19 protein-coding genes and 1 pseudogene are annotated in these 21,606 nt (G+C 68.3%); 11 read left to right on the top strand and 9 right to left on the bottom strand.

The window, feature by feature from the left end:
• The first annotated feature begins 57 nt into the window (after positions 1 to 57).
• Positions 58 to 975 carry a hypothetical protein gene (locus tag KY500_RS00600; protein ID WP_219901919.1) on the top strand — a complete coding sequence of 306 codons (918 nt, stop codon included), beginning with the start codon at positions 58 to 60 and terminating at the stop codon, positions 973 to 975.
• Between the two features lie 175 nt (positions 976 to 1,150).
• Here the strand turns inward: KY500_RS00600 and KY500_RS00595 are convergent, their stop codons facing one another.
• The 7 genes and pseudogenes from KY500_RS00595 to KY500_RS00565 all read right to left on the bottom strand — a co-directional run bounded on the left by KY500_RS00595 (position 1,151) and on the right by KY500_RS00565 (position 9,564).
• On the bottom strand, positions 1,151 to 2,464 hold the full coding sequence (locus KY500_RS00595) for a thymidine phosphorylase (protein ID WP_066593002.1): 1,314 nt from the start codon (positions 2,462 to 2,464) through the stop codon (positions 1,151 to 1,153).
• On the bottom strand, positions 2,465 to 2,899 hold the full coding sequence (locus KY500_RS00590; protein WP_255579626.1) for a cytidine deaminase: 435 nt from the start codon (positions 2,897 to 2,899) through the stop codon (positions 2,465 to 2,467).
• Between the two features lie 11 nt (positions 2,900 to 2,910).
• Positions 2,911 to 4,209 carry an ABC transporter permease gene (locus tag KY500_RS00585; protein WP_219901918.1) on the bottom strand — a complete coding sequence of 433 codons (1,299 nt, stop codon included), beginning with the start codon at positions 4,207 to 4,209 and terminating at the stop codon, positions 2,911 to 2,913.
• Positions 4,206 to 5,464 (bottom strand): annotated as a pseudogene (locus KY500_RS00580) (ABC transporter permease). Before KY500_RS00580 ends, KY500_RS00585 begins: the two are co-directional and overlap by 4 nt.
• Entirely contained in the window at positions 5,461 to 6,978 is a 1,518-nt protein-coding gene (locus tag KY500_RS00575) for an ABC transporter ATP-binding protein (RefSeq protein ID WP_219901917.1), read from the bottom strand. Before KY500_RS00575 ends, KY500_RS00580 begins: the two are co-directional and overlap by 4 nt.
• 157 nt (positions 6,979 to 7,135) lie before the next feature.
• Positions 7,136 to 8,236 (bottom strand): BMP family protein, encoded by a 1,101-nt coding sequence (locus KY500_RS00570; RefSeq protein ID WP_219901916.1) that lies wholly within the window; start codon positions 8,234 to 8,236, stop codon positions 7,136 to 7,138.
• Positions 8,237 to 8,442: 206 nt separating this feature from the next.
• The gene (locus KY500_RS00565) at positions 8,443 to 9,564 is read right to left on the bottom strand and encodes a mannose-1-phosphate guanylyltransferase (RefSeq protein WP_066592995.1); all 1,122 of its coding nucleotides are present in this window, start codon (positions 9,562 to 9,564) and stop codon (positions 8,443 to 8,445) included.
• 78 nt (positions 9,565 to 9,642) lie between these two features.
• Here KY500_RS00565 and KY500_RS00560 point away from each other — a divergent pair, with 78 nt between their 5' ends.
• The 5 genes from KY500_RS00560 to KY500_RS00540 all read left to right on the top strand — a co-directional run bounded on the left by KY500_RS00560 (position 9,643) and on the right by KY500_RS00540 (position 14,464).
• The gene (locus tag KY500_RS00560; RefSeq protein WP_219901915.1) at positions 9,643 to 10,797 is read left to right on the top strand and encodes a glycosyltransferase family 1 protein; all 1,155 of its coding nucleotides are present in this window, start codon (positions 9,643 to 9,645) and stop codon (positions 10,795 to 10,797) included.
• A gap of 186 nt (positions 10,798 to 10,983) precedes the next feature.
• A complete protein-coding gene (gene sdhC, locus KY500_RS00555) occupies positions 10,984 to 11,400 on the top strand; it encodes a succinate dehydrogenase, cytochrome b556 subunit (RefSeq protein WP_084020612.1) in 417 nt (138 codons plus the stop codon).
• Between the two features lie 12 nt (positions 11,401 to 11,412).
• Entirely contained in the window at positions 11,413 to 11,865 is a 453-nt protein-coding gene (locus tag KY500_RS00550) for a succinate dehydrogenase hydrophobic membrane anchor subunit (protein ID WP_219901914.1), read from the top strand.
• A gap of 41 nt (positions 11,866 to 11,906) precedes the next feature.
• On the top strand, positions 11,907 to 13,703 hold the full coding sequence (gene sdhA, locus KY500_RS00545; RefSeq protein ID WP_255579624.1) for a succinate dehydrogenase flavoprotein subunit: 1,797 nt from the start codon (positions 11,907 to 11,909) through the stop codon (positions 13,701 to 13,703).
• Positions 13,703 to 14,464: a succinate dehydrogenase iron-sulfur subunit gene (locus tag KY500_RS00540; protein ID WP_219901912.1), complete on the top strand. Its 762-nt coding sequence runs from the start codon at positions 13,703 to 13,705 to the stop codon at positions 14,462 to 14,464. The genes sdhA and KY500_RS00540 overlap by 1 nt, the downstream gene beginning before the upstream one ends.
• A gap of 42 nt (positions 14,465 to 14,506) precedes the next feature.
• Here KY500_RS00540 and KY500_RS00535 read toward each other — a convergent pair whose 3' ends face one another.
• Positions 14,507 to 14,842 (bottom strand): hypothetical protein, encoded by a 336-nt coding sequence (locus tag KY500_RS00535; RefSeq protein ID WP_219901911.1) that lies wholly within the window; start codon positions 14,840 to 14,842, stop codon positions 14,507 to 14,509.
• A gap of 181 nt (positions 14,843 to 15,023) precedes the next feature.
• On the opposite strand from KY500_RS00535, the gene KY500_RS00530 reads away from it, so the two are divergent.
• The 5 genes from KY500_RS00530 to KY500_RS00510 are packed head-to-tail and all read left to right on the top strand — an operon-like array spanning position 15,024 to position 19,553.
• Complete coding sequence (locus tag KY500_RS00530; RefSeq protein WP_219901910.1) at positions 15,024 to 16,100, top strand: YihY/virulence factor BrkB family protein; 1,077 nt, start codon at positions 15,024 to 15,026, stop codon at positions 16,098 to 16,100.
• A 44-nt stretch (positions 16,101 to 16,144) separates the two neighbouring features.
• Positions 16,145 to 17,002, top strand: a complete 858-nt coding sequence (locus tag KY500_RS00525) for an exodeoxyribonuclease III (protein WP_219901909.1) — start codon at positions 16,145 to 16,147, stop codon at positions 17,000 to 17,002.
• A gap of 50 nt (positions 17,003 to 17,052) precedes the next feature.
• Positions 17,053 to 18,057 carry a tryptophan--tRNA ligase gene (gene trpS / locus KY500_RS00520; protein WP_219901908.1) on the top strand — a complete coding sequence of 335 codons (1,005 nt, stop codon included), beginning with the start codon at positions 17,053 to 17,055 and terminating at the stop codon, positions 18,055 to 18,057.
• Positions 18,058 to 18,073: 16 nt separating this feature from the next.
• Positions 18,074 to 18,733, top strand: a complete 660-nt coding sequence (locus KY500_RS00515; protein ID WP_219901907.1) for a GNAT family N-acetyltransferase — start codon at positions 18,074 to 18,076, stop codon at positions 18,731 to 18,733.
• A gap of 46 nt (positions 18,734 to 18,779) precedes the next feature.
• Complete coding sequence (locus KY500_RS00510) at positions 18,780 to 19,553, top strand: HAD family hydrolase (protein ID WP_255579621.1); 774 nt, start codon at positions 18,780 to 18,782, stop codon at positions 19,551 to 19,553.
• A gap of 514 nt (positions 19,554 to 20,067) precedes the next feature.
• On the opposite strand, the gene glpK is transcribed toward KY500_RS00510, so the two are convergent.
• A complete protein-coding gene (glpK, locus tag KY500_RS00505) occupies positions 20,068 to 21,585 on the bottom strand; it encodes a glycerol kinase GlpK (RefSeq protein ID WP_120338041.1) in 1,518 nt (505 codons plus the stop codon).
• Positions 21,586 to 21,606: the final 21 nt, after the last annotated feature.

The raw sequence follows: 21,606 nt of genomic DNA, 5'->3' as shown, positions 1-21,606 counted from the left end.
GGGGATACCGGTGGATAACTAGTGATGCCCACGGGCGACATCTGCCACGGTGTTCGCATGCGCAAGCGCTCAGAACTGCCCCGCCGCCTGGCCCCGAACGGCTTCACCCTGGCTGATGCCCGCGCCGCCGGGGTCAGCACGAAGCGCACGCGCGCCAACGACTTGGAGATACCGTTCCGCGGGGTACGAGTTCTGGTCGGCGGCGAACGCGAGAGAAGCAGCCTCGCACAGGCCTACGCCGCGGGCATGCCTTCCGGCCACTTCTTCAGCCACATCACGGCCGCACAGCTGCTGGGAATTCCGCTTCCCCAGGGTGCCTCCCAGGATTCCCGCCTGCACGTCGGAGTCGTCGCGCCCGAACGAGCGCCGCGAATGAAGGGTGTGGTCGGCCACACGTTCAGTGTCCGGCCAGATAGGTCGCTTGTCGACGGGCTCGCCGTCACCTCACCCGTCACGACATGGTGCGATCTCGCCAGCACGCTCGGCCTGGACGATCTCATCGCGGCCGGCGACTTCCTTCTGGGCACCCGTCGCCCTCCGGCGGCACTGATCGACCTGACGGCTGCCGTCGCGCACCGTTTCGGACAGCGAGGAACCCAGCGCCTCCGGCAGGCTCTGGTGTGGGTGCGCCCCCGGGTGGAGTCTCGGCAGGAGACCCGGCTGCGGCTGCTCATCCTGCGGGCGGGATTCCCCGAACCAGAGACGAATATCTATCTGCCCTTGCGTGCGGGCCGAAAGCGGGTTCGCGGGGATCTCGTCTACCTGAGCTACCGCGTGCTGATCGAGTATGACGGCGAACACCATCGAACGGACAGCGTGCAGTACGCCCGCGATCTGGAACGTCTCGACGACGTGATGGCGGACGGCTGGCGAGTGATCCGCGTCGTGAAGGACACCCCAACGTCGGAGATCCTCGCTCGTGTGGACGACGCGCTGCGCTCCAGGGGCTGGCGCCCATACTACGGCGCACACTGACTTGCCACTTGAGGCCCACTGTCCACGGCGGAAGCGGCCTCAAGTGGCAACTCACTACCGTGGTCGCGCGTGAGATGACGGTTGAGGCCCCTTCGCGGTCTGCGAAGGGGCCTCAAGTGGCACGTCGGGCGGCAGGCCGTGAGGCGCCGCCCGCGGATGCGGGACTGCGGCGCAGCTAGCGGGTGATGCGCTCGGCGATCAGGGGGCCGCCGTCGAGGACGGGCTCGCCGGGGTCGCCGATGCGCCAGGCGCCCTCGACGGCCTCGAGGGCCCGCGCGAAGCGCTCCGGCTCGTCGGCGCTAAGGGTGAAGAGCGGTTCGCCCTTCCGCACGGTGTCGCCGGGCTTGGCGTGCAGGTCGATGCCGGCGGCGTGCTGCACCGGGTCCTGCTTGCGGGCGCGTCCGGCGCCCAGGCGCCAGGCGCCGATGCCGAACGGGAGGGCCTGCTGCTCCACGAGCACCCCGTCGCGATCCGCGAGCACCGTGTGGGTCTCCTTGGCCACGGGCATCGCGGCGGTCGGGTCCCCGCCCTGCGCTCGGATGACCGCGTTCCACTTGTCCATCGCGCGGCCGTCCTTGAGGGCAGCCTCCACGTCGACGTCGACGATGCCGGCCAGGGTGAGCATCTCCCGGGCCAGGGCCACGGTGAGCTCGACCACATCGGCGGGGCCACCGCCGGCGAGCACCTCGAGGGATTCGCGCACCTCGTTGGCGTTGCCGATGGCCAGGCCGAGCGGCACGTTCATGTTGGTCAGCAGCGCGGAGGTGGCCACCCCGGCGTCCTCGCCGAGCGCCACCATGGTGCGGGCCAGCTCGCGGGAGCGCTCGATGTCCTTGAGGAACGCGCCGGAGCCGAACTTGACGTCGAGCACCAGCGCGCTGGTGCCCTCGGCGATCTTCTTGGACATGATCGACGACGCGATCAGCGGGATCGCCTCGACGGTGCCGGTGATGTCGCGGAGGGCGTAGAGCTTGCCGTCGGCAGGGGCCAGGCCGCTGCCCGCGGCGCAGATGACGCCGCCGACATCCTGCAGCTGGGCGAACATCTCCTCGTTGCTGAGGTTGGCGCGCCAGCCGGGGATGGACTCGAGCTTGTCCAGGGTGCCTCCGGTGTGGCCGAGGCCACGGCCGGAGAGCTGCGGCACTGCGGCGCCGAAGACGGCCACGAGGGGCATCAGCGGCAGGGTGATCTTGTCGCCGACGCCGCCGGTGGAGTGCTTGTCGGTGGTCGGCTTGCCGAGGCCGGCGAAGCTCATCCGCTCGCCGGAGTTGATCATGGCCATGGTCATGTCGCGGATCTCGCGGCGGGACATGCCGTTGAGGAAGATCGCCATGGTCATGGCGGCCATCTGCTCGTCGCCGACGTAACCGCGGGTGTACGCGTCGATCAGCCAGTCGATCTGGGGGGTCGAGAGCTCACCCTTGTCACGCTTGGCGTGGATCAGGTCGACGGCGTCGAAGGCTTCGATGGAGCGGGCGGTGGAGCTCATTTAGTGGTCTTCCCGATAGGCGGCGAGCTGGCGGGGCCCGAAGGCGTCCGGCAGGACCTGGTCGATGGTGCGCACGCCGGAGACGGTCTCCAACAGCATGCCAGGGGCTGAGTGTTCGTAGAGCAGCTGGCGGCAGCGGCCGCACGGCATCAGCGTGTTGCCGTCGCCGTCGACGCAGCTGAAGGCGACGAGCTGGCCGCCGCCGGTGAGGTGCAGCACCGACACGAGCGCGCACTCGGCGCAGAGAGTGAGGCCGTACGAGGCGTTCTCCACGTTACAGCCGCTGATGATGCGGCCGTCGGTGACGAGCGCCGCCGCACCGACCGGGAACTTCGAGTACGGCACGTAGGCATGGGTCATCGCCTCGGCGGCCGCGCTGCGCAGTTCGCCCCAGTCGATGTCGCCGGACGTGGGGGTTGAGGGGTCAGAAGTCACTACAGTCTCCGTCACGACTTGATGTACGGTTTGCCGGATGCCGCCGGCCCTCGGGACTTCCCCACCAGTCCGGCCACGGCGAAGATGGTGACCAGGTAGGGCAGCATCAGCATGAACTCGCTGGGCACCGGCGAACCGATGATGCTCAGCACGTTCTGCAGGTTGCTGGCGAAGCCGAACAGCAGGGCCGCGAGGGTGGCTCGGATCGGGTCCCAGCGGCCGAAGATCACCGCGGCGAGGGCGATGAAGCCGGCGCCGGCCGTCATCTCCTTGCCGAAGGCGCCCACCGAGCCGAGCGTGAAGTACGCGCCACCGAGACCGGCCACGGCTCCCGCGAGGGAGACGTTCCAGAACCGGGTGCCCGTGACGTTGATGCCCACGGTGTCGGCGGCCTGCGGGTGCTCGCCCACCGAGCGGAGGCGGAGGCCCCACCGGGTGTGGAAGATGCCGTAGTAGACCAGGGCGACGGCGATGTACATGATGTACACGATCAGCGTCTGCCGGAAAAAGACCGGCCCGATGATCGGGATCTCGCTGAGCAGCGGGATGTTGATGCGCTCGAACTTGGGCGGCTGGTTCAAAAGCTCCGCGTTGGGCGCCAGCACCTGCGAGAACAGGAACCCGGTCACGCCGGTGACAAGCACGTTGAGCACCACACCCACGATGACCTGGTCGACGAAGTACTTGATCGAGAACGCGGCGAGCACGAACGACACCAGCACGCCGGCCACCATGGCCGCGACGAGGCCCAGCAGCGGCTGCCGGGTGACCGACGCGACGACGGCCGAGGTGAACGCGCCGGCGAGCAGCTGCCCCTCGATGGCCACGTTGACCACGCCGACGCGCTCGGAGATGACGCCGCCGAGGGCGCCGAAGATCAGCGGGACGGCCAGGCTCAGCGACCCGAACAGCAGGCCGGGCACGGGGATGCGCGCGTCGGCGGATGCCCAGGCCAGGAAGCCGAGCAGGAGCAGGAACGCGAAGACCGAGATGAGCCAGAGCGGAACCTTGCGGCGGGTCTGCACCATCCAGGCGCTGAGCCCGGTGATGAGCGCCAGCAGCACGGTCACGACGATGCCGGTGGGCAGCGTGGGCAGCGGCACATCCGGCAGCTGGATCAGGTCACTGGAGGTGGAGAGCACCATGGTGCTGGTGCCGGAGCGGCCGAAGACGACCAGAAGCAGGAACCCGAGCACGGTGAAGACGCCGAGGATGATCGGCACCTTCCAACTCTTGATGACGGTGGTCGCGGGGCCCTCGTGCGGCTCCGACGGCTGAGTGGGCTGGTTCACGGGAGCGATCGTGCTCATTTCGCCACCACCTCCTGGGTCACGTTGGGAACCGGTTTACGGCGCGGCGCCCCGGGCGCCGGCAGCCGGAAGATCGCTCGCACGAGCGGCGGCGCGGCGATGAAGAGCACGATGAGCGACTGCACGACGAGCACGATGTCGATGGGCACACCCTCGGCTGCCTGCATCGAGAAGCTGCCGGCCTTGAAAGCGCCGAACAGGATGCCCGCGGCGAAGACCCCCACGGCTTGGAGCGGCCGAGCAGCGCCACGGTGATGGCGTCGAAGCCGATCCCCGAGTCGATGCCGGCGCCGAAGCCGCTGGTGGTGGTACCGAGCACCTGGTTGATGCCGGCCAGGCCCACGAGCCCACCGGAGAACAGCATGGCGTAGACGTACATGCGCTGCACGCTGATGCCCGCCACCCGAGCGGCGTTGGGGTTCTCGCCCACGGCCCGGAACTTGAAGCCCAGGTTCGAGCGGCCGAGCAGCCACCAGACGAAGAAGGTGGCGGCGATCACCAGGATGAACCCGAAGTGCAGGTTGTAGTTGGGGCCGAGGATGTCGAAGAACACCGCGGTCTCCTTGGTGGCGGGGCTCTTGGGGTTGTTCGAGCCGGGCGTCTTGAGGAACCCGTCACGCAGTAGGAAGCTGACCAGGTAGAAGGCCACGTAGTTGAGCATGATCGTGGTGATCACCTCGTGCGCGCCGGTGCGTGCCTTGAGCAGGCCGACCAGCCCGCCCCAGAGGGCGCCGCCGAGGACGCCGGCCACGAGGGCCGCGATCATGTGGATGCCGGCGGGCAGCTCGAGAGCGAACGCCACCCAGCCGCCGAGGGTCGCGGCGATGAGCATCTGGCCGCGGCCGCCGATGTTGAACAGGCCCACTCGGAAACCGAGCGCGACCCCGAGGCCGGCCGCGATCAGCGGGGTGGCGTAGGTGAAGGTCTCCGTGAGCGGCTTGATGCCGTCGGCGAAGCTCGGGCGGCGGAAGTTGTACACCGATCCCTGGAACAGCGCCGAGTAGGCACCCGAGACCGAGTTCCAGACGGCGCCGACGAGGTCTCCGGGCCGGGAGAAGAAGTACCCGGCGCTTTCCTGCACCGCGTCGTTGGTGAAGGCGATCATCACGGCGCCGACGAGCAGAGCGAGGACCACGGCGAGCACCGAGATGATCGCGTTGCCCGTGGTGATCTCGCGGAAGATGTTGTGCCAGCGCGACGGTTCGGCGGGCTCGGTGGGCGCCGGGGTCGGGGTGGGCTGCTGAGCGGCGCTCATGCTGCGGCTCCTTCTGCGGGGGTTTCGCCCGCCATCATCAGACCCAGAACGGATCGGGGGGTGTCGCCGGGAACGATGCCGACAATGCGGCCGCTGTACATGACCATGATGCGGTCGGCGAGGGCGGCGACCTCGTCGAGTTCGGTCGAGATCACAATCACCGGGGTGCCGGCATCCCTGGTCGCGACGATGCGTTCGTGCACGAATTCGATCGAACCCACGTCGAGGCCGCGGGTGGGCTGCGCCGCGACGAAGAGGCGCAGGTCGCGGCTGAGTTCGCGGGCGAGCACGACCTTCTGCTGGTTGCCGCCGGAGAGCCGGCCGACGGGCGTCTCGATGCCCTGCGACCGCACGTCGAATTCCTTCACCTTGGCTCGGGCGAAATCGGCGAGGTAGCTCAACTGCACGTTGAACCGCTTGACGAACGGGAGCTTGTTGGAGCGGTCGAGCATGAGATTCTCGGCGATGGTGAAAGCGCCGACCAGGCCGTCCCTGGTGCGGTCCTCCGGCACGAAGCCGACACCGGCGTCGAGCACCTGGCGCACCGAGTGGCCGCGGAGGGACTTGCCGTCGAGGGTGATCTCCCCCACCACGCGGGCCTGCAGGCCCATCAACGCCTCGGTCAGTTCGGTCTGGCCGTTGCCCTGCACTCCGGCGATGGCGAGGATCTCGCCGACCTTGACGTCGAAGCTGACGTCGTTGACGAGGATCTGGCCGAGCGGGTCGATCACGGTGAGGTTGGTCACCACGAGTGCCGGGGCGCCCGGGGTGGCGGGCGCCTTGTCGACGGTGAGGTCGACGGCGCGGCCCACCATCAGGGTGGCGAGTTCTTCGTTGCTCGCGGTGGGTGAGGCGGTGCCGACGACCTTGCCCAGACGGATGACCGTGATGCGGTCCGCGACCTCGCGCACCTCACGCAGTTTGTGGGTGATGAAGACGATGGAGGTCCCAGCGGCCTTGAGCTGGCGCATGATGTTCATCAGCTCGTCGGTTTCCTGCGGGGTGAGCACCGCGGTGGGCTCGTCGAAGACCAGCACCTTCGCGTCCCGGGAGAGCGCCTTGATGATCTCCACCCGCTGCTGCACACCGACAGGGAGATTTTCGACGAGGGCATCGGGGTCGACGTTGAACCCGAAGCGGTCGGAGATCTCGCGGACCCGCTTGCGCGCGGCGGGCAGGTCGAGGCGACCGCCGACCTTGGTCTGCTCGTGGCCGAGCATGACGTTCTCGGCGACGGTGAACACCGGGATGAGCATGAAGTGCTGGTGCACCATTCCGATACCGGCGGCCATGGCGTCACCGGGCCCGGTGAAGTGTTGGGCGACCCCGTCGAGCAGGATCTCGCCCTCCTCGGCACGGTACAGGCCGTAGAGCACGTTCATCAGCGTTGACTTACCTGCTCCGTTCTCTCCGAGCAGGGCGTGGATTTCGCCCTCCTCGATGGTGAGGTTGATGTCGTCATTGGCAACCAGGGCACCGAATCTCTTCGTAATGCCGCGAAGTTCGAGCTTCATAGTCTTCGATTCTATTGAGGTGCTGTCCGGCCGGGGTCCAGGCGGGGCGGTAGCCGGAACAGACCACGCAACGAAACGGGGAGGCCAGCGTGACGCTGGCCTCCCCGGTGCCCTGACGGGCGGTCGTGCTAAACGGTAATGCCGGTGGAACTGGGTGTTACTTGGGCGTGGCGTCGCTGGTCACGACGATGTCGCCGCTGATGATCTGCGCCTTGAGGTCGTCGAGCTCGGTGACCAGGGCCGGGTCGACCTTGGACTCCCAGTCGTGCAGCGGGGCCAGGCCGACGCCCTCGTTCTCCAGGGTGCCCACGTACGGCTCGGCGGTGAAGTCTCCGGTGGAGGCGTCGGTGACGATCTGGTCGGTCGCATCCGTCATCGACTTCATGATGGAGGTGAGGTAGAGCGCCGCGAACTCGGGCGTGGTCTCGAACAGGTCGCTGTCGACACCGACGATGGCGACGTCCTTGCCGGATTCGGTGATGGCCTGCGCGGTGCCCTGGAAGAGCGGACCGGCGACCGGGAGGATGATGTCGGCGCCGGCGTCGATCAGGCCCGCGCTGAGCGTCTTGCCCTGGTTGATGTCGTCGAAGCCGCCGGCGAACAGTCCGGACTGCGTGGCCTTGTCCCAGCCGGTGAGCTTGACGTCGGTGCTCTTGGCGTCGTTGTAGTACGCGATGCCGTCGGCGAAGCCGTCCATGAAGATGGTGACGGAGGGGTACTGCATGCCACCGTAGGTGCCGACGGTGCCGGTCTTGGTGGTGCCTGCAGCGAGGTAGCCGGCCAGGAAGGCGGCCTGCGCGGTGTCGTACAGAACCGGCTTGACGTTGTCGAGCGTCAGCGGGCTGAAGTCGTCGTTGGAGAGCGCGGAGTCGATGATGGCGAAGTTGACGTCTTCGTTGGCCTGTGCGGCGTCGCGGGTGGCGTTGGCCAGGGCGAAGCCGACGGTCAGGATGAAGTTGCAGCCCTGGTCGACCATGCTCGTGACGTTGCCGGCGTACTGGTCCTCAGAGGTGGACTCGGCCTGCTTGAATTCGATGCCGAGTTCGTCGGAGGCCTTCTTGATGCCGTCGAAGCTGGACTGGTTGAACGACTTGTCGTCGAAGCCGCCGAAGTCGGAGACGATGCAGGGCAGGAAGTCCGCGTTCGCACTGTCGGACGAGCCGGACGTCGTGGGGGCCGGCGCACACGCCGCGAGCAGAGCGAGAACGCCGAGTGAGGCAAGGCCGCCGAGCGTTGCCTTGCGGGTCGTGATTGTCAAGATTGACCTCCAGATGAGGCCCGGCGTGGGATCGCACGGGCTGCTATATGGAGTACACGTTACCCAGAACACCCCTGCTCAGATGAGCAAAGCGGCACTGTAGCCAAAAGGTTATCAACCCGCGACATTCTGGAAATCCGGTGGACACAAATCGTCATCTACCGGGGCTAATGCCGAGCAACCCGTCGCGGGCGCGCCCAAGCCGGTCAGAGCACGTCCGAGCTGCCGGAGAGCCGGAGGGCGTCGACGACGGCCTTGACCTTCTGAGCGTTCGCGCTGGTGGTGACCAGGAGGGCGTCCGGGGTGTCGACCACGACGATGTCGTCCACGCCGATGAGCGCGATCATGCGCTTGGTGTGGCTGACCACGATGCCGCTGGAGGAGTCGGCCAGCACCCGGGCGCCCTCGCCGAGGATCGCCAGGTCGCGCTTGCGGCCGTTGGCATGGATCTTGGCGATCGACGCGAAGTCTCCCACGTCATCCCAGTCGAACTGGCCGGGGATCACGGCGAGCTTGCCCTTGACGGCGGCCGGTTCGGCCACCGAGTAATCGATGGCGATCTTCTTGAGCTTGGGCCAGACCTGGTCGACCACGGCGCCGCGGCGGGGCGTGTCCCACGCCTCGGCCAGTTCCAGGAGCCCTGCGAGCAACTCGGGCTCTGACGCGCCGATCTCTTCCAGTAGGCGGTCGGCGCGGGCGATGAACATGCCCGCGTTCCAGAGGTACTGGCCGCTGGAGAGGTAACGCTTGGCGGTGGCCGGGCTGGGCTTCTCCACGAACGAGTTGACCGACTGGGCGCTCGGGGCGCCGTCGATGTCGAGCGGGCCGCCGGTCTTGATGTAGCCGAAGCCGATCGCCGGCTCGGTGGGCTGGATGCCGATGGTGACGATGAGACCGGTGTCTGCCGCGGCGATGGCCTCGACGACGGCCTGACGGAAGGCGGCCGGGCCCTTGATGACGTGGTCGGCGGCGAACGAGCCGATGATCACGCCCGGCTCGCGGCGCTCGAGGATGGCGGCGGCGAGGCCGATCGCGGCCGAGGAGTCCCGCGGCTCGCTTTCGAGGACCACGTTGAGGTCGGCCAACTCCGGCAGCTGCTCCTCAACGGCGGCGCGGTGCGCGCGGCCCGTGACGACCATGATGCGCTGGTCGCCGGCGAGCGGTGCGAGCCGGTCCCAGGTGGCGCGGAGCAGCGTCTGGCCGCTGCCGGTGAGGTCGTGCAGGAACTTGGGTGCATCGGCGCGCGAGAGCGGCCACAGCCTCGAGCCGATCCCGCCGGCGGGGATCACACTGTAGAAGCGGTCGAGGGCATCGCTGGAGTGGGACATTGCGCCAGACTACCGGTTCGTCGACCCTGTTCATCCAGGGTTCACCGGGCAGACGTGCGGGCTGCCTACTGTGGCGACATGAGGGTTGCCGTCGTCAGCGAAAGCTTCCTCCCCACGGTCAGCGGGGTCACCACGAGCGTCTGCAAGGTGCTGGCCGAACTGCGCCGCACCGGCCACGAGGCCATGGTCGTGGCTCCGTTCGGGGCCCCGGAGTCGTACGCCGGTTTTCCGGTGCACACGGTGCCCGCCCTGTCCTACCGGCAGTTCCCGGTGGGGTTGCCGAACCCGCGGGTGCTGGGGCTGCTGGCCGACTTCCAACCGGATGTGCTGCACGCCGCGTCACCGTTCCTGCTCGGCGCCCAGGGGATCGCCGCGGCCCGGCGCCTGGGGGTGCCCAGCGTGGCGGTGTTCCAAACGGATGTGGCCGGCTATGCCCACCGCAACCACCTCGGCCAGGCCACCCGGTTGGCCTGGCGGTTCGTCAAGTGGGTGCACGACGGCGCCGATCTCACCCTGGTGCCGTCGGAGGCCTCGATGCGGGACCTGCGGCGCATCGGTGTGGCCAACCTGGATCGCTGGACCCGCGGTGTGGACCTGGACGGCTATCACCCCAATAACCGGAGGGACCCCAGCGTGGCGGCGTTGCGCGAGACCCTGGCACCGGCCGGCGAGGTCGTGATCGGTTACGTGGGGCGGATCGCACCCGAGAAGCAGGTCGAACGCTTCCGCGCCCTGCGCGGGTTGCCCGGTATCAGCATCGCCCTGGTCGGCGACGGACCGTCCACTCCCCTGGTGGCCAGGGCGCTGGCCGGCATGCCGGTCACCTGGCTCGGCCGTCTCGCCGGACCCGAGCTCGCCGCCGCCTACGCCGCCTTCGACGTGTTCCTGCACGCGGGCACCGAGGAGACGTTCGGCCAGACCCTGCAGGAGGCGCATGCGGCCGGACTGCCCGTCGTGGCGCCCCGGGCCGGCGGCCCGATCGACCTCGTCGACCACGGCACCGACGGCTTCCTGTTCCATCCCGACGATGACGCGGACCTCCGCCGCCACGTGTCCGCGCTCGTCGCCGACAGGTCACTGCGGCACCGGATGGGGGAGGCAGGCCGCCGGGCGGTGCTCGGCCGCAGCTGGGAGAGCGTCTGCGGCACCCTGTTCGACTATTACCAGCGGGTCATCGACGAGGGACTCGCCCGCCGCGCCGAGACCCTGGTGCCCCTGGCGCAACGTCGCTGACCCGGCCGGCCCGACCCCGAAAAGGGTGGTGCAGGAGAGAGGGTACAAAGCCTCTGTTCCGGCCAGCTTGCTTAGGCAGCCCTAACCGACTTATCTCGTTGTCGAGACATAGACTGTAGGCACGTGTTTGTTCAACGATGACACCTCGTTCAGCAGGGGTCACGACTCAGCCAGGGAGGGTTGGTCATGCCACAGAATTCGGCAGGGGCCCTGACAGCTCAGCGGAAGACGACCTCGCGTCGCCCGGCCGGAACGCTCTACCGCGGCCGTGAGGGCATGTGGTCCTGGGTGTTGCACCGGATCACCGGGGTGGCGATCTTCTTCTTCCTCCTCGTGCACATTCTCGACACCGCCCTCGTGCGGGTCAGTCCCGAGGCCTACAACGCCGTGATCAGCCAATACCAGACGCCCATCATGGGCCTGGGCGAGACCGCCCTCGTCGCCGCGATCGTGTTCCACGCCTTCAACGGCCTGCGGATCATCGCCATCGACTTCTGGAACGCGAAGTACCAGCGGGTGCTCTTCTACGTGGTCATCGGCCTCTGGCTGGTCACCATGATCGCCTTCGTGCCCCGCCACCTGATCAACGTGTTCAGCCACTAGGAGGACCGGATCATGACTTCGACTCTCGCCGCCCCCCGCAGCCCGTACGCCCGCACCCCGCACAAGCGCGGTATCAACTGGGAGAAGTGGGGCTGGATCTACATGCGCGTGTCCGGCATCGTGCTGGTCGTGCTGATCTTCGGCCACCTCTTCGTCAACCTCATGGTGGGCGAGGGCGTCAGCGCCCTCAACTTCGCCTTCGTCGCCGGCAAGCTGTCCAGCCCGTTCTGGCAGTGGTGGGATGTGGCCATGCTCTGGCTCGCCCTCATCCACGGCGGCAACGGTATGCGCACCCTCGTGAACGACTACGCCACCACGCGGGTCGGCCGCGGCATCCTCAAGTCCGCGATCCTCGCTGCCGTGGTCATCCTGATCGTTCTCGGCACCCTCGTTGTCTTCACCTTCGACCCGTGCCCGGCCGGTTCTCCCGCCGACCTTCTGCCCACTTTCTGCCAGGCCCTCTAGGCCCCCAAGGAGCTGCAAAAACTTCCATGACGGATGCACCTGTGACCAATCCCGAATCCACCATCGTCGACGGCGTGCACTACCACCAGTTCGACATCGTCATCATCGGGGCGGGAGGAGCGGGCATGCGGGCCGCCATCGAGGCCGGCCCGAACGCATCCACCGCGGTAATCTCGAAGCTCTACCCCACCCGCTCGCACACCGGTGCGGCGCAGGGCGGCATGGCCGCGGCCCTGGCCAACGTGGAGGAAGACAACTGGGAGTGGCACACCTTCGACACCGTCAAGGGCGGTGACTACCTCGTCGACCAGGACGCCGCGGAGATCCTCGCCAAGGAAGCCATCGACGCGGTCATCGACCTCGAGAACATGGGCCTGCCCTTCAACCGCACGCCAGAGGGCAAGATCGACCAGCGCCGCTTCGGCGGCCACACCCGCGACCACGGCAAGAGCCCGGTACGCCGCGCCTGCTACGCCGCCGACCGTACCGGCCACATGATCCTGCAGACGCTGTACCAGAACTGCGTCAAGCGCGGCATCAACTTCTTCAACGAGTTCTACGTGCTCGACCTGATCATGACGAACGTCGACGGCGTCGACCAGCCCTCCGGCGTGGTCGCCTACGACCTGGCCAGCGGTGAGCTGCACGTCTTCTCCGGCAAGGCGTTCATCTTCGCCACCGGCGGTTTCGGCAAGATCTACAAGACCACCTCCAACGCGCACACCCTTACCGGCGACGGCGTGGGCATCATCTGGCGCAAGGGCCTGCCGCTGGAGGACATGGAGTTCTTCCAGTTCCACCCGACCGGCCTGGCGGGCCTGGGGATCCTGCTCACCGAGGGCGCCCGCGGTGAGGGTGCGATCCTCCGCAACGCCTCCGGCGAGCGGTTCATGGAGCGTTACGCGCCCACCATCAAGGACCTCGCCCCGCGTGACATCGTGGCCCGCTGCATGGTCAAGGAGGTCGCTGAGGGCCGCGGCGCCGGCCCCAACAAGGACTACGTCTACCTGGACTGCACCCACCTCGGCGCCGAAGTGCTCGAGACCAAACTGCCCGACATCACCGAGTTCGCCCGCACCTACCTCGGCGTCGACCCTGTCACCGAGCCGGTGCCCGTGATGCCCACCGCGCACTACGCGATGGGCGGCATTCCCACCAACGTCAAGGCCGAGGTGCTCCGCGACAACGCCACCGTCGTGCCGGGCCTCTACGCCGCCGGCGAATGCGCCTGCGTCTCGGTACACGGCTCCAACCGGCTCGGCACCAACTCGCTCCTGGACATCAACGTGTTCGGCAAGCGCGCCGGCAACAACGCTGTCGAGTACGTCAAGACCGCCGAGTTCGTGCCGCTGCCCGAAGACCCGGCCAAGTTCGTGCGCGAGCTGCTGGCCACCATCCGCACCTCCACCGGCACCGAGCGCATCGCCGTGCTCCGCCGCGAGCTGCAGGAGGTCATGGACGCCAAGGCACAGGTGTTCCGCACCGACGAGTCCCTCTCCGAGGTGACCGAGACCATCCACCTGCTCCGCGAGCGCTACAAGAACATCGGCGTGCAGGACAAGGGCCGCCGGTTCAACACCGACCTGCTCGAGGCCGTCGAGCTGGGCTTCCTGCTCGACCTGGCCGAGGTTGTCGTGTACTCCGCGCGCAACCGCAAGGAAAGCCGCGGCGGCCACATGCGCGACGACTATCCCCTGCGCGACGACGTCAACTACCTGCAGCACACCATGGCCTACCTGTCCGGCGACGCGCTGTCGGCGGATGCTGCCGACCACATTTCGCTCGACTGGAAGCCCGTGACCATTACGCGCTACCAGCCGATGGAGAGGAAGTACTAGTGAGCACCCCCACCCTCGAGAAGCCTCCAGCGGTTCCCGAAGAGATCCAGTCGTTCACGGTCACCCTGTCGGTGCGCCGGTTCAACCCGGAGACCGACGAAGACCCGCACTGGGAGAACTATGACGTTCAGATGTACGCGACCGACCGCATCCTGGACGCGCTGCACAAGATCAAGTGGGAACAGGACGGCTCCCTGAGCTTCCGCCGCTCCTGCGCGCACGGCATCTGTGGCTCCGATGCGATGCGCATCAACGGGCGCAACCGCCTGGCCTGCAAGACCCTGATCAAGGACCTCGACATCACCAAGCCCGTCACCGTGGAGGCCATCAAGGGCCTGCCGCTGGAGAAGGACCTGATCGTGGACATGGAGCCGTTCTTCGCTTCCTTCCGCGAGGTGCAGCCGTTCCTGATGGCGCAGAACCTGCCCAAGGACGGCAAGGAGCGCATCCAGACCGTCGCCCAGCGCGAGCGTTTCGACGACACCACCAAGTGCATCCTCTGCGCCGCGTGCACGTCGAGCTGCCCGGTCTTCTGGACCGACGGCCAGTACTTCGGCCCGGCCGCGATCGTGAACGCACACCGGTTCATCTTCGACTCCCGCGACGACAGCGCCGCCGTGCGCCTGGACATCCTCAACGACAAGGAAGGCGTCTGGCGTTGCCGCACGACCTTCAACTGCACCGAAGCCTGCCCGCGCGGCATCCAGGTGACGCAGGCCATCGCCGAGGTCAAGCAGGCCATCATGCGGGGCAAGCCGTAACGATCCTCGACCGCCCGGCGTGCGCACGACGCGAGCCGGGCGTCAGTCGTCGCTGAGGTTCAGCCGCCGGAACACCACTACCGACGCCGTTCCGAGAGCCGCCACTCCCCCGCCCAGGGGCAGTAGAGCGAGAGCATCGGTGCTGTCGCGTGCCTGCTGGGCGGATGCCGCCCCCGGCCCGCTCGACGCCGTGCCCTGGGCCGCCGACGCCGGGTCTTGCTCCGCCGTGCCCGGTGCCGCCGAGGCCAGTTCGTCCGCTGCGAGCAGAGTGCCGCCGGCCCCTCCGGCCAGCAGTGCGGCCGCCCACAGTGTGCGCAGAACCGCACCGGAGAGGGCACTCGGCCGCTGACCGTGCGGCGGAATCGACGGTGATGACATGGATGGTCCATCCAGGTTCGAACAGCGGGTGCCGAGGCAACTGGGACGACAGGAGCATCGTCGCAGCCGGCCGGGCATCCCACAAGACTCGAGAGAGCCTCAGCACCCGGATGCGCCTCGGATTGGGGGTCGGTGGCGAGGCGACCCGGGCGTCGGCGGTGCCTTTCGTTAGGCTGGGTCGATGAAGATCGGCGACCTTGTCACGCGCATCATGGCCACTCGACCGGTGCGAGTGTTCACCCATTTCAGCCAGAGTCGCGGACCCGTGCTCGCCGCCGGCATGGCCTACCAGGCGATCTTCGCGATCTTCGCTGCGCTCTGGCTGATGTTCTCCGTCGCCGGGATCTGGCTCAACTCCAACCCCGACCTGATGGATCAGCTGTTCGTGATCATCAACCAGTCCGTTCCCGGCCTGATCGGAACGCCAGGCGTGATCGATCCAGAGACCCTCGACAACACCAGCGCGCTCACCTGGTCGAGCGCCATCGCCCTGGTGGGTTTGCTCGGCACCACCCTGGGCTGGCTCAGCACCACCTCCCAGGCCGTGCGCGGCATTTTCGGCATGGGCCAGGACACCACCTTCTTCGTGCTCGCCAAGCTACGCGAACTCGGTCTCGGCCTACTGTTCGGCCTGGCCCTGGTGACCTCCGCGGTCATCTCCATTCTGAGCACCGAGGCACTGCGCTGGTTGCTGGGACTGGTCGGTCAGGGCAGCGACTCGTTCTGGTTCGTCGCGTCGAGCCAGGCGCTCGGGCTGCTGATCGTGCTGATCATCGACACCATCACCCTGGCCGGGCTATTCCGGGTGCTTTCCCACGTGCGCATCCCGTTCCGCAACCTCCTGGTGGGGTCGCTGCTCGGTGCTGTCGCCCTGGGCGTGCTCAAGATCCTCGGGGCGGCCCTGCTCGGCGGCGCCGCGCGTAACCCGCTCCTGGCCGGATTCGCGGTGATCATCGGTTTGTTGATCTGGTTCAACCTCACCTCCACGGTCACTCTGATCTCCGCCTCCTGGATCGCGGTGGGCATGCAGGACGCCGGCATCCCGCCGTCGACGCTGAGCGCCGACGAGGCCAAGAAACTTGCCGCCGAGAAGGAGGCAGAGGCCAAGCGCCTCGTGGCCGCGGCCGAGCTGCGCGAGGCGCAGGAAGCCCTGGCGGACGCATCCTGGTATCAGCGACCCGGCCGTACCCGCCGGCTGCGGCGGGCGGAGAATCGCGCTGAGAAGGACGGATCGAGCGGCATCGCCGCCGTCAAGTGAGCCGGCCCGGCGCCGGCTTCGGGGGCACTCGGTAGAATCGGCGCATGCCGTCTTCTGCACCAGAGTCCACCACCCAGCCGCTTCGCATCGCCAGCATCAACACCAACGGCATCCGTGCCGCGTTCCGGAAGGGCATGGGTGACTGGCTCGCCACCCGCGACGTCGATATCCTCGCCATCCAAGAGGTGCGCGCCGCGACCGAAGACATTGAGGGTCTACTCGGACCAGACTGGAACATCCTGCACGACCCGGCCACGGCCAAGGGCCGCGCCGGCGTGGCGATCGCCAGCAGGAAGAGCGCGTCGATCCACCGCGTCGAGTTGGGCCACCCCGACTTCGACAGCGCCGGCCGCTGGCTCGAGGCCGACTTCGAGGTGAACAGCAAAGTCGTCACCGTGGTGAGTACCTATGTGCACTCCGGCGAGGTGGACACCCCCAAGCAGGTCGAGAAGTTCACCTTCCTCGACTCCATGCTCACCCGGCTGCCCGAACTCGCTGCGCACAGCGAGCGGGTCGTCGTGCTCGGCGACCTGAACGTTGGGCACCGCAAATTCGACATCAAGAACTGGAAGGGCAACGTGAAACGCGCCGGCTTCCTGCCCGAGGAGCGCGTCTACTTCGACAGGATCCTCGGTGCCGAGGACGAGGCCGACTACAACAACGGTGCGGGCCTGGGCTGGGTGGACGTGGGCCGTAAGGCCGCCGGCGAGGTGGACGGACCGTTCACCTGGTGGTCCTGGCGCGGCCAGGCGTTCGACAACGACACCGGCTGGCGCATCGACTACCAGCTCGCGACTCCCACACTGGCGGCATCCGTCGTCAACTACACGGTCGACCGGGCGGATGCCTACGACCAGCGCTGGAGCGACCACGCCCCCGTGGTCGTCGACTACGACATCTAGCTCGTCCCCTCGCCGCACCGCGGCCCACGCTCAACGAAAGACACCCCATCATGACCAAGACCCGCCTCTACTCCGGCATGCAGCCGTCCGCCGACTCGCTGCAGATCGGCAACTACATCGGTGCGCTGCTGAACTGGAAGAAGCTGCAGCAGACCCACGACGCGTACTTCTCGATCGTGGACCTGCACGCCATCACCGTGGCGCAGGACCCGGCCAAGCTGCGCGAGAACACCCGCGCCACCGCCGCGCAGTACATCGCTGCGGGCATCGACCCGGCGGCGTCGACCCTCTACGTGCAGTCGCACGTGACCGCGCACGCGCAGCTGGCCTGGGCTCTGAACACGCTCACCGGGTTCGGCGAGGCCAGCCGGATGACCCAGTTCAAGGACAAGTCACAGAAGCAGGGCGCCGACGCCACCACGGTGGGGCTGTTCGCCTACCCGGTGCTCATGGCCGCGGACATCCTGCTGTTCCAGAGCGAGATCGTGCCCGTGGGCGAGGACCAGCGCCAGCACGTTGAACTCACCCGAGACCTGGCGGCACGGTTCAACTCCCGCTTCGGCGACACCTTCACGGTGCCAGAAGCCTCGATCATCCGCGACACCGCGAAGATCTATGACCTGCAGAACCCCGCCGCGAAGATGTCGAAATCTGCCGAGTCGCACGCCGGCGTGATCTGGATGCTCGACGAGCCATCCGTCACCGCCAAGAAGATCATGCGCGCCGTGACCGATGCCGAGGGCGGCGTGGTCTTCGACCGGGAGAACAAGCCCGGCGTGGCGAACCTGCTCACGATCTACTCCGTGATGGCGGAGCGTTCGATCCAGTCGCTCGAGGACGAGTACGCCGGCCGCGGCTACGGCGACTTCAAGAAGGGCCTGGCCGAGGTGGTCACCGAGACCTTCGGCGCGATCCGAGGGCGCACGCTCGAGCTGCTCGACGACCCGGCCGAGCTGGACCGGATTCTGGCCGGCAACGCCGACCGGGCCGCCGCCGTGGCCGATGTCACCCTCGCGAACGCGTTCGAGCGCATGGGTTTCCTGGCGCGCCGCTGAGGCGTTCTCTCTGCTGATGCGACCGGTCGAGCTGTCCTCCCCGCTGCTCTGCTTGGATGCCCCGCGCCCGGCGGACGCCGCCCTGGTGTTCGAGTACTGCCAGGACCCGGTGATGGCGCGGTATCTGGCACGCCTGCCGTCGCCGTACCGGCTCGAGGATGCCACCGACTTCGTCACCGATTACGTGCCGGACGCGTGGGCCGGCGACCAGGAATACACCTGGGCGGTGCGCGGGGAGGTCGGATCGGAGCTCCTCGGTGTGATCAGCCTGAGCGTGCCGGTTGGGTCTGCGGAGGCTGCGGCCGAGCCCAGTGTGGGGTCGGGTTCCGCGTCCGGTTCGGATTCGCAGTCCGGTTTCGCGAGCCGCACGAGTTCGATCGGGTTCTGGCTCGGCGCTGCCCACCGGGGCCGGGGCCTCATGGTCGAGGCACAGCGGCTGGTGCTCGAGTGGGGCTTCTCGACCGGGCTCTGCGACACCGTGCACTGGGAGTGCGTCGCCGGCAACCTCGCGTCGGCGCGCGCTGCCCGGAAGGCCGGGTTCCGCTTCACCGGGCAGGGGCCGGCCGGGATCGCGTATCGAGACGGGACCCACCCGCCCTCGTGGAAGGGCGCGCTGCACGCCACCGACGACCGCACACCGCCCGCGGGCTGGCCGGCCGAGGTCGTGGCCGCATGAGCGGTGCCGAGCGTTCCACGGGGCGCCTGTGGCCGGTGCGGCCGCAATGACGGATGTGACGGGTGTGACGGGTGTGACGCCGCCCGCTGTGGTGCTGTTCGACCTGGACGACACCCTGTTCGCGCACCGTGAGGCCGTGGCCGCCGGGATCCTCGGTCACGTCGCCGCGCAGGGCGGCGGGGGCGCGGCCGCCGATCCGCACTCGGTCGTGGCCCTCTGGAACGCGCTCGAGGAGCAGCACTATCACGCCTACCTCGCCGGCGACCTGGACTTCGCCGGGCAGCGCAGCGCCCGGGCGCGGGATTTCGCCGCCGCGCACGGGGTCCAGCTCACCGACGCCGAGGCTGCCGCCTGGTTCACCGACTACTTTGTGCACTACCGGGCGAGCTGGCGCCTGCACGACGACGCTCTGGCGTGCCTGGATGACCTCACCCGCCGCATCCCCGGCGTGCGGTTCGGGCTGATCACCAACGGCGAGCTGGCCTACCAGAGCGTGAAACTGGCCGACACCGGGCTGCACGCCCGGGTGGAGCACGTGGTCACCTCGGCCGAGTTCGGCCTGGCCAAGCCCCGGGCGGAGATCTTCCGGCACGCCTGCGCCCTCTTCGGCGCCGACCCTGCCCGCTCGGTGTATGTGGGCGACCGGTTGCGCACCGACGCGATCGGCGCCGCCGCCGCGGGCCTCACCGGCGTCTGGCTGGACCGGGTCGGGTCGGCGGGCCCACCCCCGCCGGACGCCGACCTCGCCGAGGCCCGCACCCTGGGCGTCCTCCGCCTGAGCACCCTCGCCGCCCTGCCCGCCCTCCTCGCCCCGAGCTAGCGCCAACCGGAGGCGGCCACGTGGCCACGCCGCACCGGCCGACGCGCGGGTCAGGCGCCGCTGCGCCGGTGGCACGCCGGGCGCGAAACGGCGCCGCACCCGCGTTCTCCCACGCGCGTGCCCCACGCCGCTGCGAGGGAGGCACGACGCTGCGCGGGAGGCACGACGCTCACGCCAGGCATCCGCGGATCGGCGCCGCACCTGCGCAACGCGTCGCGCGGGAGGCACGCCACTGCGCCGGTGGCACGCCAGGCGCGAAACGGCGCCGCACCCGCGTTCTCCCACGCGCGTGCCCCACGCCGCTGCGCGGGAGGCACGCCGCTGCGCGGGAGGCACGCCGCTCACGCCAGGCATCCGCGGATCGGCGCCGCACCTGCGCAACGCGTCACGCGGGAGGCACGCCACTGCGCCTGTGGCACGCCGGGCGCGAAACGGCGCCGCACCCGCGCAACTCCGAAGAGTGACGGATGCGGCGCCGAAGTGATGTCCACTGAGGGGCTGCTGGGTCCTGGAGCTAGAGGACGTCCTCGTCGACCCAGTCGAGGGTCTTCGTGACGGCCTTCTTCCAGTTGCGGAGCAGACGGGCCCGCTCGGCCTCGTCCATGTCGGGCTCCCAACGGGCGTCTTCCTGCCAGTTGGCGCGCAGTTCGCCCAAACCGCTCCAGAAGCCCACGGCCAGGCCGGCCGCGTAGGCGGCGCCCAGCGCCGTGGTCTCGGCGACGACCGGACGCACAACGGGCACACCGAGGATGTCGGCCTGGAACTGCAGCAGCAGGTTGTTGCCCGTTGCCCCGCCGTCCACCTTGAGCTCGGTCAGCGGAACTCCCGAGTCGGCGTTGACCGCGTCGATGACCTCGCGGGTCTGGAAGGCGATGGCCTCCAGCGCCGCGCGGGCGATGTGGCCCTTGTTGACGAACCGGGTGAGTCCCACCAGAGCGCCACGGGCATCCGAGCGCCAGTACGGCGCGAACAGGCCGCTGAACGCCGGCACGAAATACGCGCCGCCATTGTCGTCCACGGTGCGGGCGAGCGCCTCGATCTCGCTGGCCGAACTGATCATGCCGAGGCTGTCACGCAGCCACTGGATGAGCGATCCGGTGACGGCGATGGAGCCCTCGAGCGCGTAGTGCGGTTCGGCGTCGCCGAGCTTGTAGCCAAGCGTGGTGAGCAGGCCATTCTTGGAGTGGATGATCTCGGTTCCGGTGTTGAAGATCAGGAAGTTACCGGTGCCGTAGGTGTTCTTCGCCTCGCCCTGGTCGAACGCGGCCTGGCCGAAGGTCGCGGCCTGCTGGTCACCGAGGATGCCCGCGATGGGCACCTCGCGCAGCAGGCTGTGCTCGTTGACGGTGCCGTAGACCTCGCTGGAGGAGCGGATCTCGGGCATCATCGAGCGCGGCACCCCGAAGATCCCGAGGATCTCGTCGTCCCATTCGAGGGTTTCGAGGTTCATGAACAGGGTGCGGCTGGCGTTGGTCACGTCGGTGGCGTGCACGCCGCCCTCGAGACCGCCGGTGAGGTTCCAGAGCACCCAGGTGTCGGTGGTGCCGAACATCAGGTCGCCGGCGTCGGCCTTCTCGCGGGCTCCCTCGACGTTCTCGAGGATCCAGGCGATCTTCGTGCCGGAGAAGTACGTGGCCAGCGGCAGGCCCACGACGGGCTTGAACCGGTCGCCGCCGCCATCCGCCGCAAGACGGTCGACGATGGCCTGCGTGCGGGTGTCCTGCCAAACGATGGCGTTGTACACCGGCAGCCCGGTGGTGCGGTCCCAGACCACGGCGGTCTCGCGCTGGTTCGTGATGCCCACGGCCTCGATGTCGTGGCGGGTGAGGTTGGCCTTGGACAGGGCCTGGCCGATCACCTGACGGGTGTTGCCCCAGATCTCCATCGGGTCGTGTTCGACCCAGCCGGCTCGGGGGAAGATCTGCTCGTGTTCGAGCTGACCGGTCGAGACGATCGAGCCCGAGTGATCGAAGATGATCGCGCGGGTGCTCGTGGTGCCCTGGTCGATGGCGAAGATGTACTTGTCACTCATGTCGGAACTCCTGTGTTGGGA

It is taken from the genome of Cryobacterium sp. PAMC25264 (genome assembly GCF_019443325.1).
In the GTDB taxonomy this organism is placed as follows: domain Bacteria; phylum Actinomycetota; class Actinomycetes; order Actinomycetales; family Microbacteriaceae; genus Cryobacterium.
This window is presented reverse-complemented; position numbering and strand designations above follow the sequence as displayed.

Excerpts from the sequence above, each read along its gene's own strand:
- KY500_RS00515 (WP_219901907.1), top strand. The coding sequence starts at position 18,074 with ATGCGACCGGTCGAGCTGTCCTCCCCGCTGCTCTGCTTGGATGCCCCG.
- KY500_RS00525 (WP_219901909.1), top strand. The coding sequence starts at position 16,145 with ATGCCGTCTTCTGCACCAGAGTCCACCACCCAGCCGCTTCGCATCGCC.
- sdhC (WP_084020612.1), top strand. The coding sequence starts at position 10,984 with ATGCCACAGAATTCGGCAGGGGCCCTGACAGCTCAGCGGAAGACGACC.
- KY500_RS00575 (WP_219901917.1), bottom strand. The coding sequence starts at position 6,978 with ATGAAGCTCGAACTTCGCGGCATTACGAAGAGATTCGGTGCCCTGGTT.
- KY500_RS00600 (WP_219901919.1), top strand. The coding sequence starts at position 58 with ATGCGCAAGCGCTCAGAACTGCCCCGCCGCCTGGCCCCGAACGGCTTC.
- KY500_RS00560 (WP_219901915.1), top strand. The coding sequence starts at position 9,643 with ATGAGGGTTGCCGTCGTCAGCGAAAGCTTCCTCCCCACGGTCAGCGGG.
- KY500_RS00510 (WP_255579621.1), top strand. The coding sequence starts at position 18,780 with ATGACGGATGTGACGGGTGTGACGGGTGTGACGCCGCCCGCTGTGGTG.
- KY500_RS00585 (WP_219901918.1), bottom strand. The coding sequence starts at position 4,209 with ATGAGCACGATCGCTCCCGTGAACCAGCCCACTCAGCCGTCGGAGCCG.
- KY500_RS00550 (WP_219901914.1), top strand. The coding sequence starts at position 11,413 with ATGACTTCGACTCTCGCCGCCCCCCGCAGCCCGTACGCCCGCACCCCG.
- KY500_RS00595 (WP_066593002.1), bottom strand. The coding sequence starts at position 2,464 with ATGAGCTCCACCGCCCGCTCCATCGAAGCCTTCGACGCCGTCGACCTG.
- trpS (WP_219901908.1), top strand. The coding sequence starts at position 17,053 with ATGACCAAGACCCGCCTCTACTCCGGCATGCAGCCGTCCGCCGACTCG.
- KY500_RS00535 (WP_219901911.1), bottom strand. The coding sequence starts at position 14,842 with ATGTCATCACCGTCGATTCCGCCGCACGGTCAGCGGCCGAGTGCCCTC.
- KY500_RS00565 (WP_066592995.1), bottom strand. The coding sequence starts at position 9,564 with ATGTCCCACTCCAGCGATGCCCTCGACCGCTTCTACAGTGTGATCCCC.
- KY500_RS00530 (WP_219901910.1), top strand. The coding sequence starts at position 15,024 with ATGAAGATCGGCGACCTTGTCACGCGCATCATGGCCACTCGACCGGTG.
- glpK (WP_120338041.1), bottom strand. The coding sequence starts at position 21,585 with ATGAGTGACAAGTACATCTTCGCCATCGACCAGGGCACCACGAGCACC.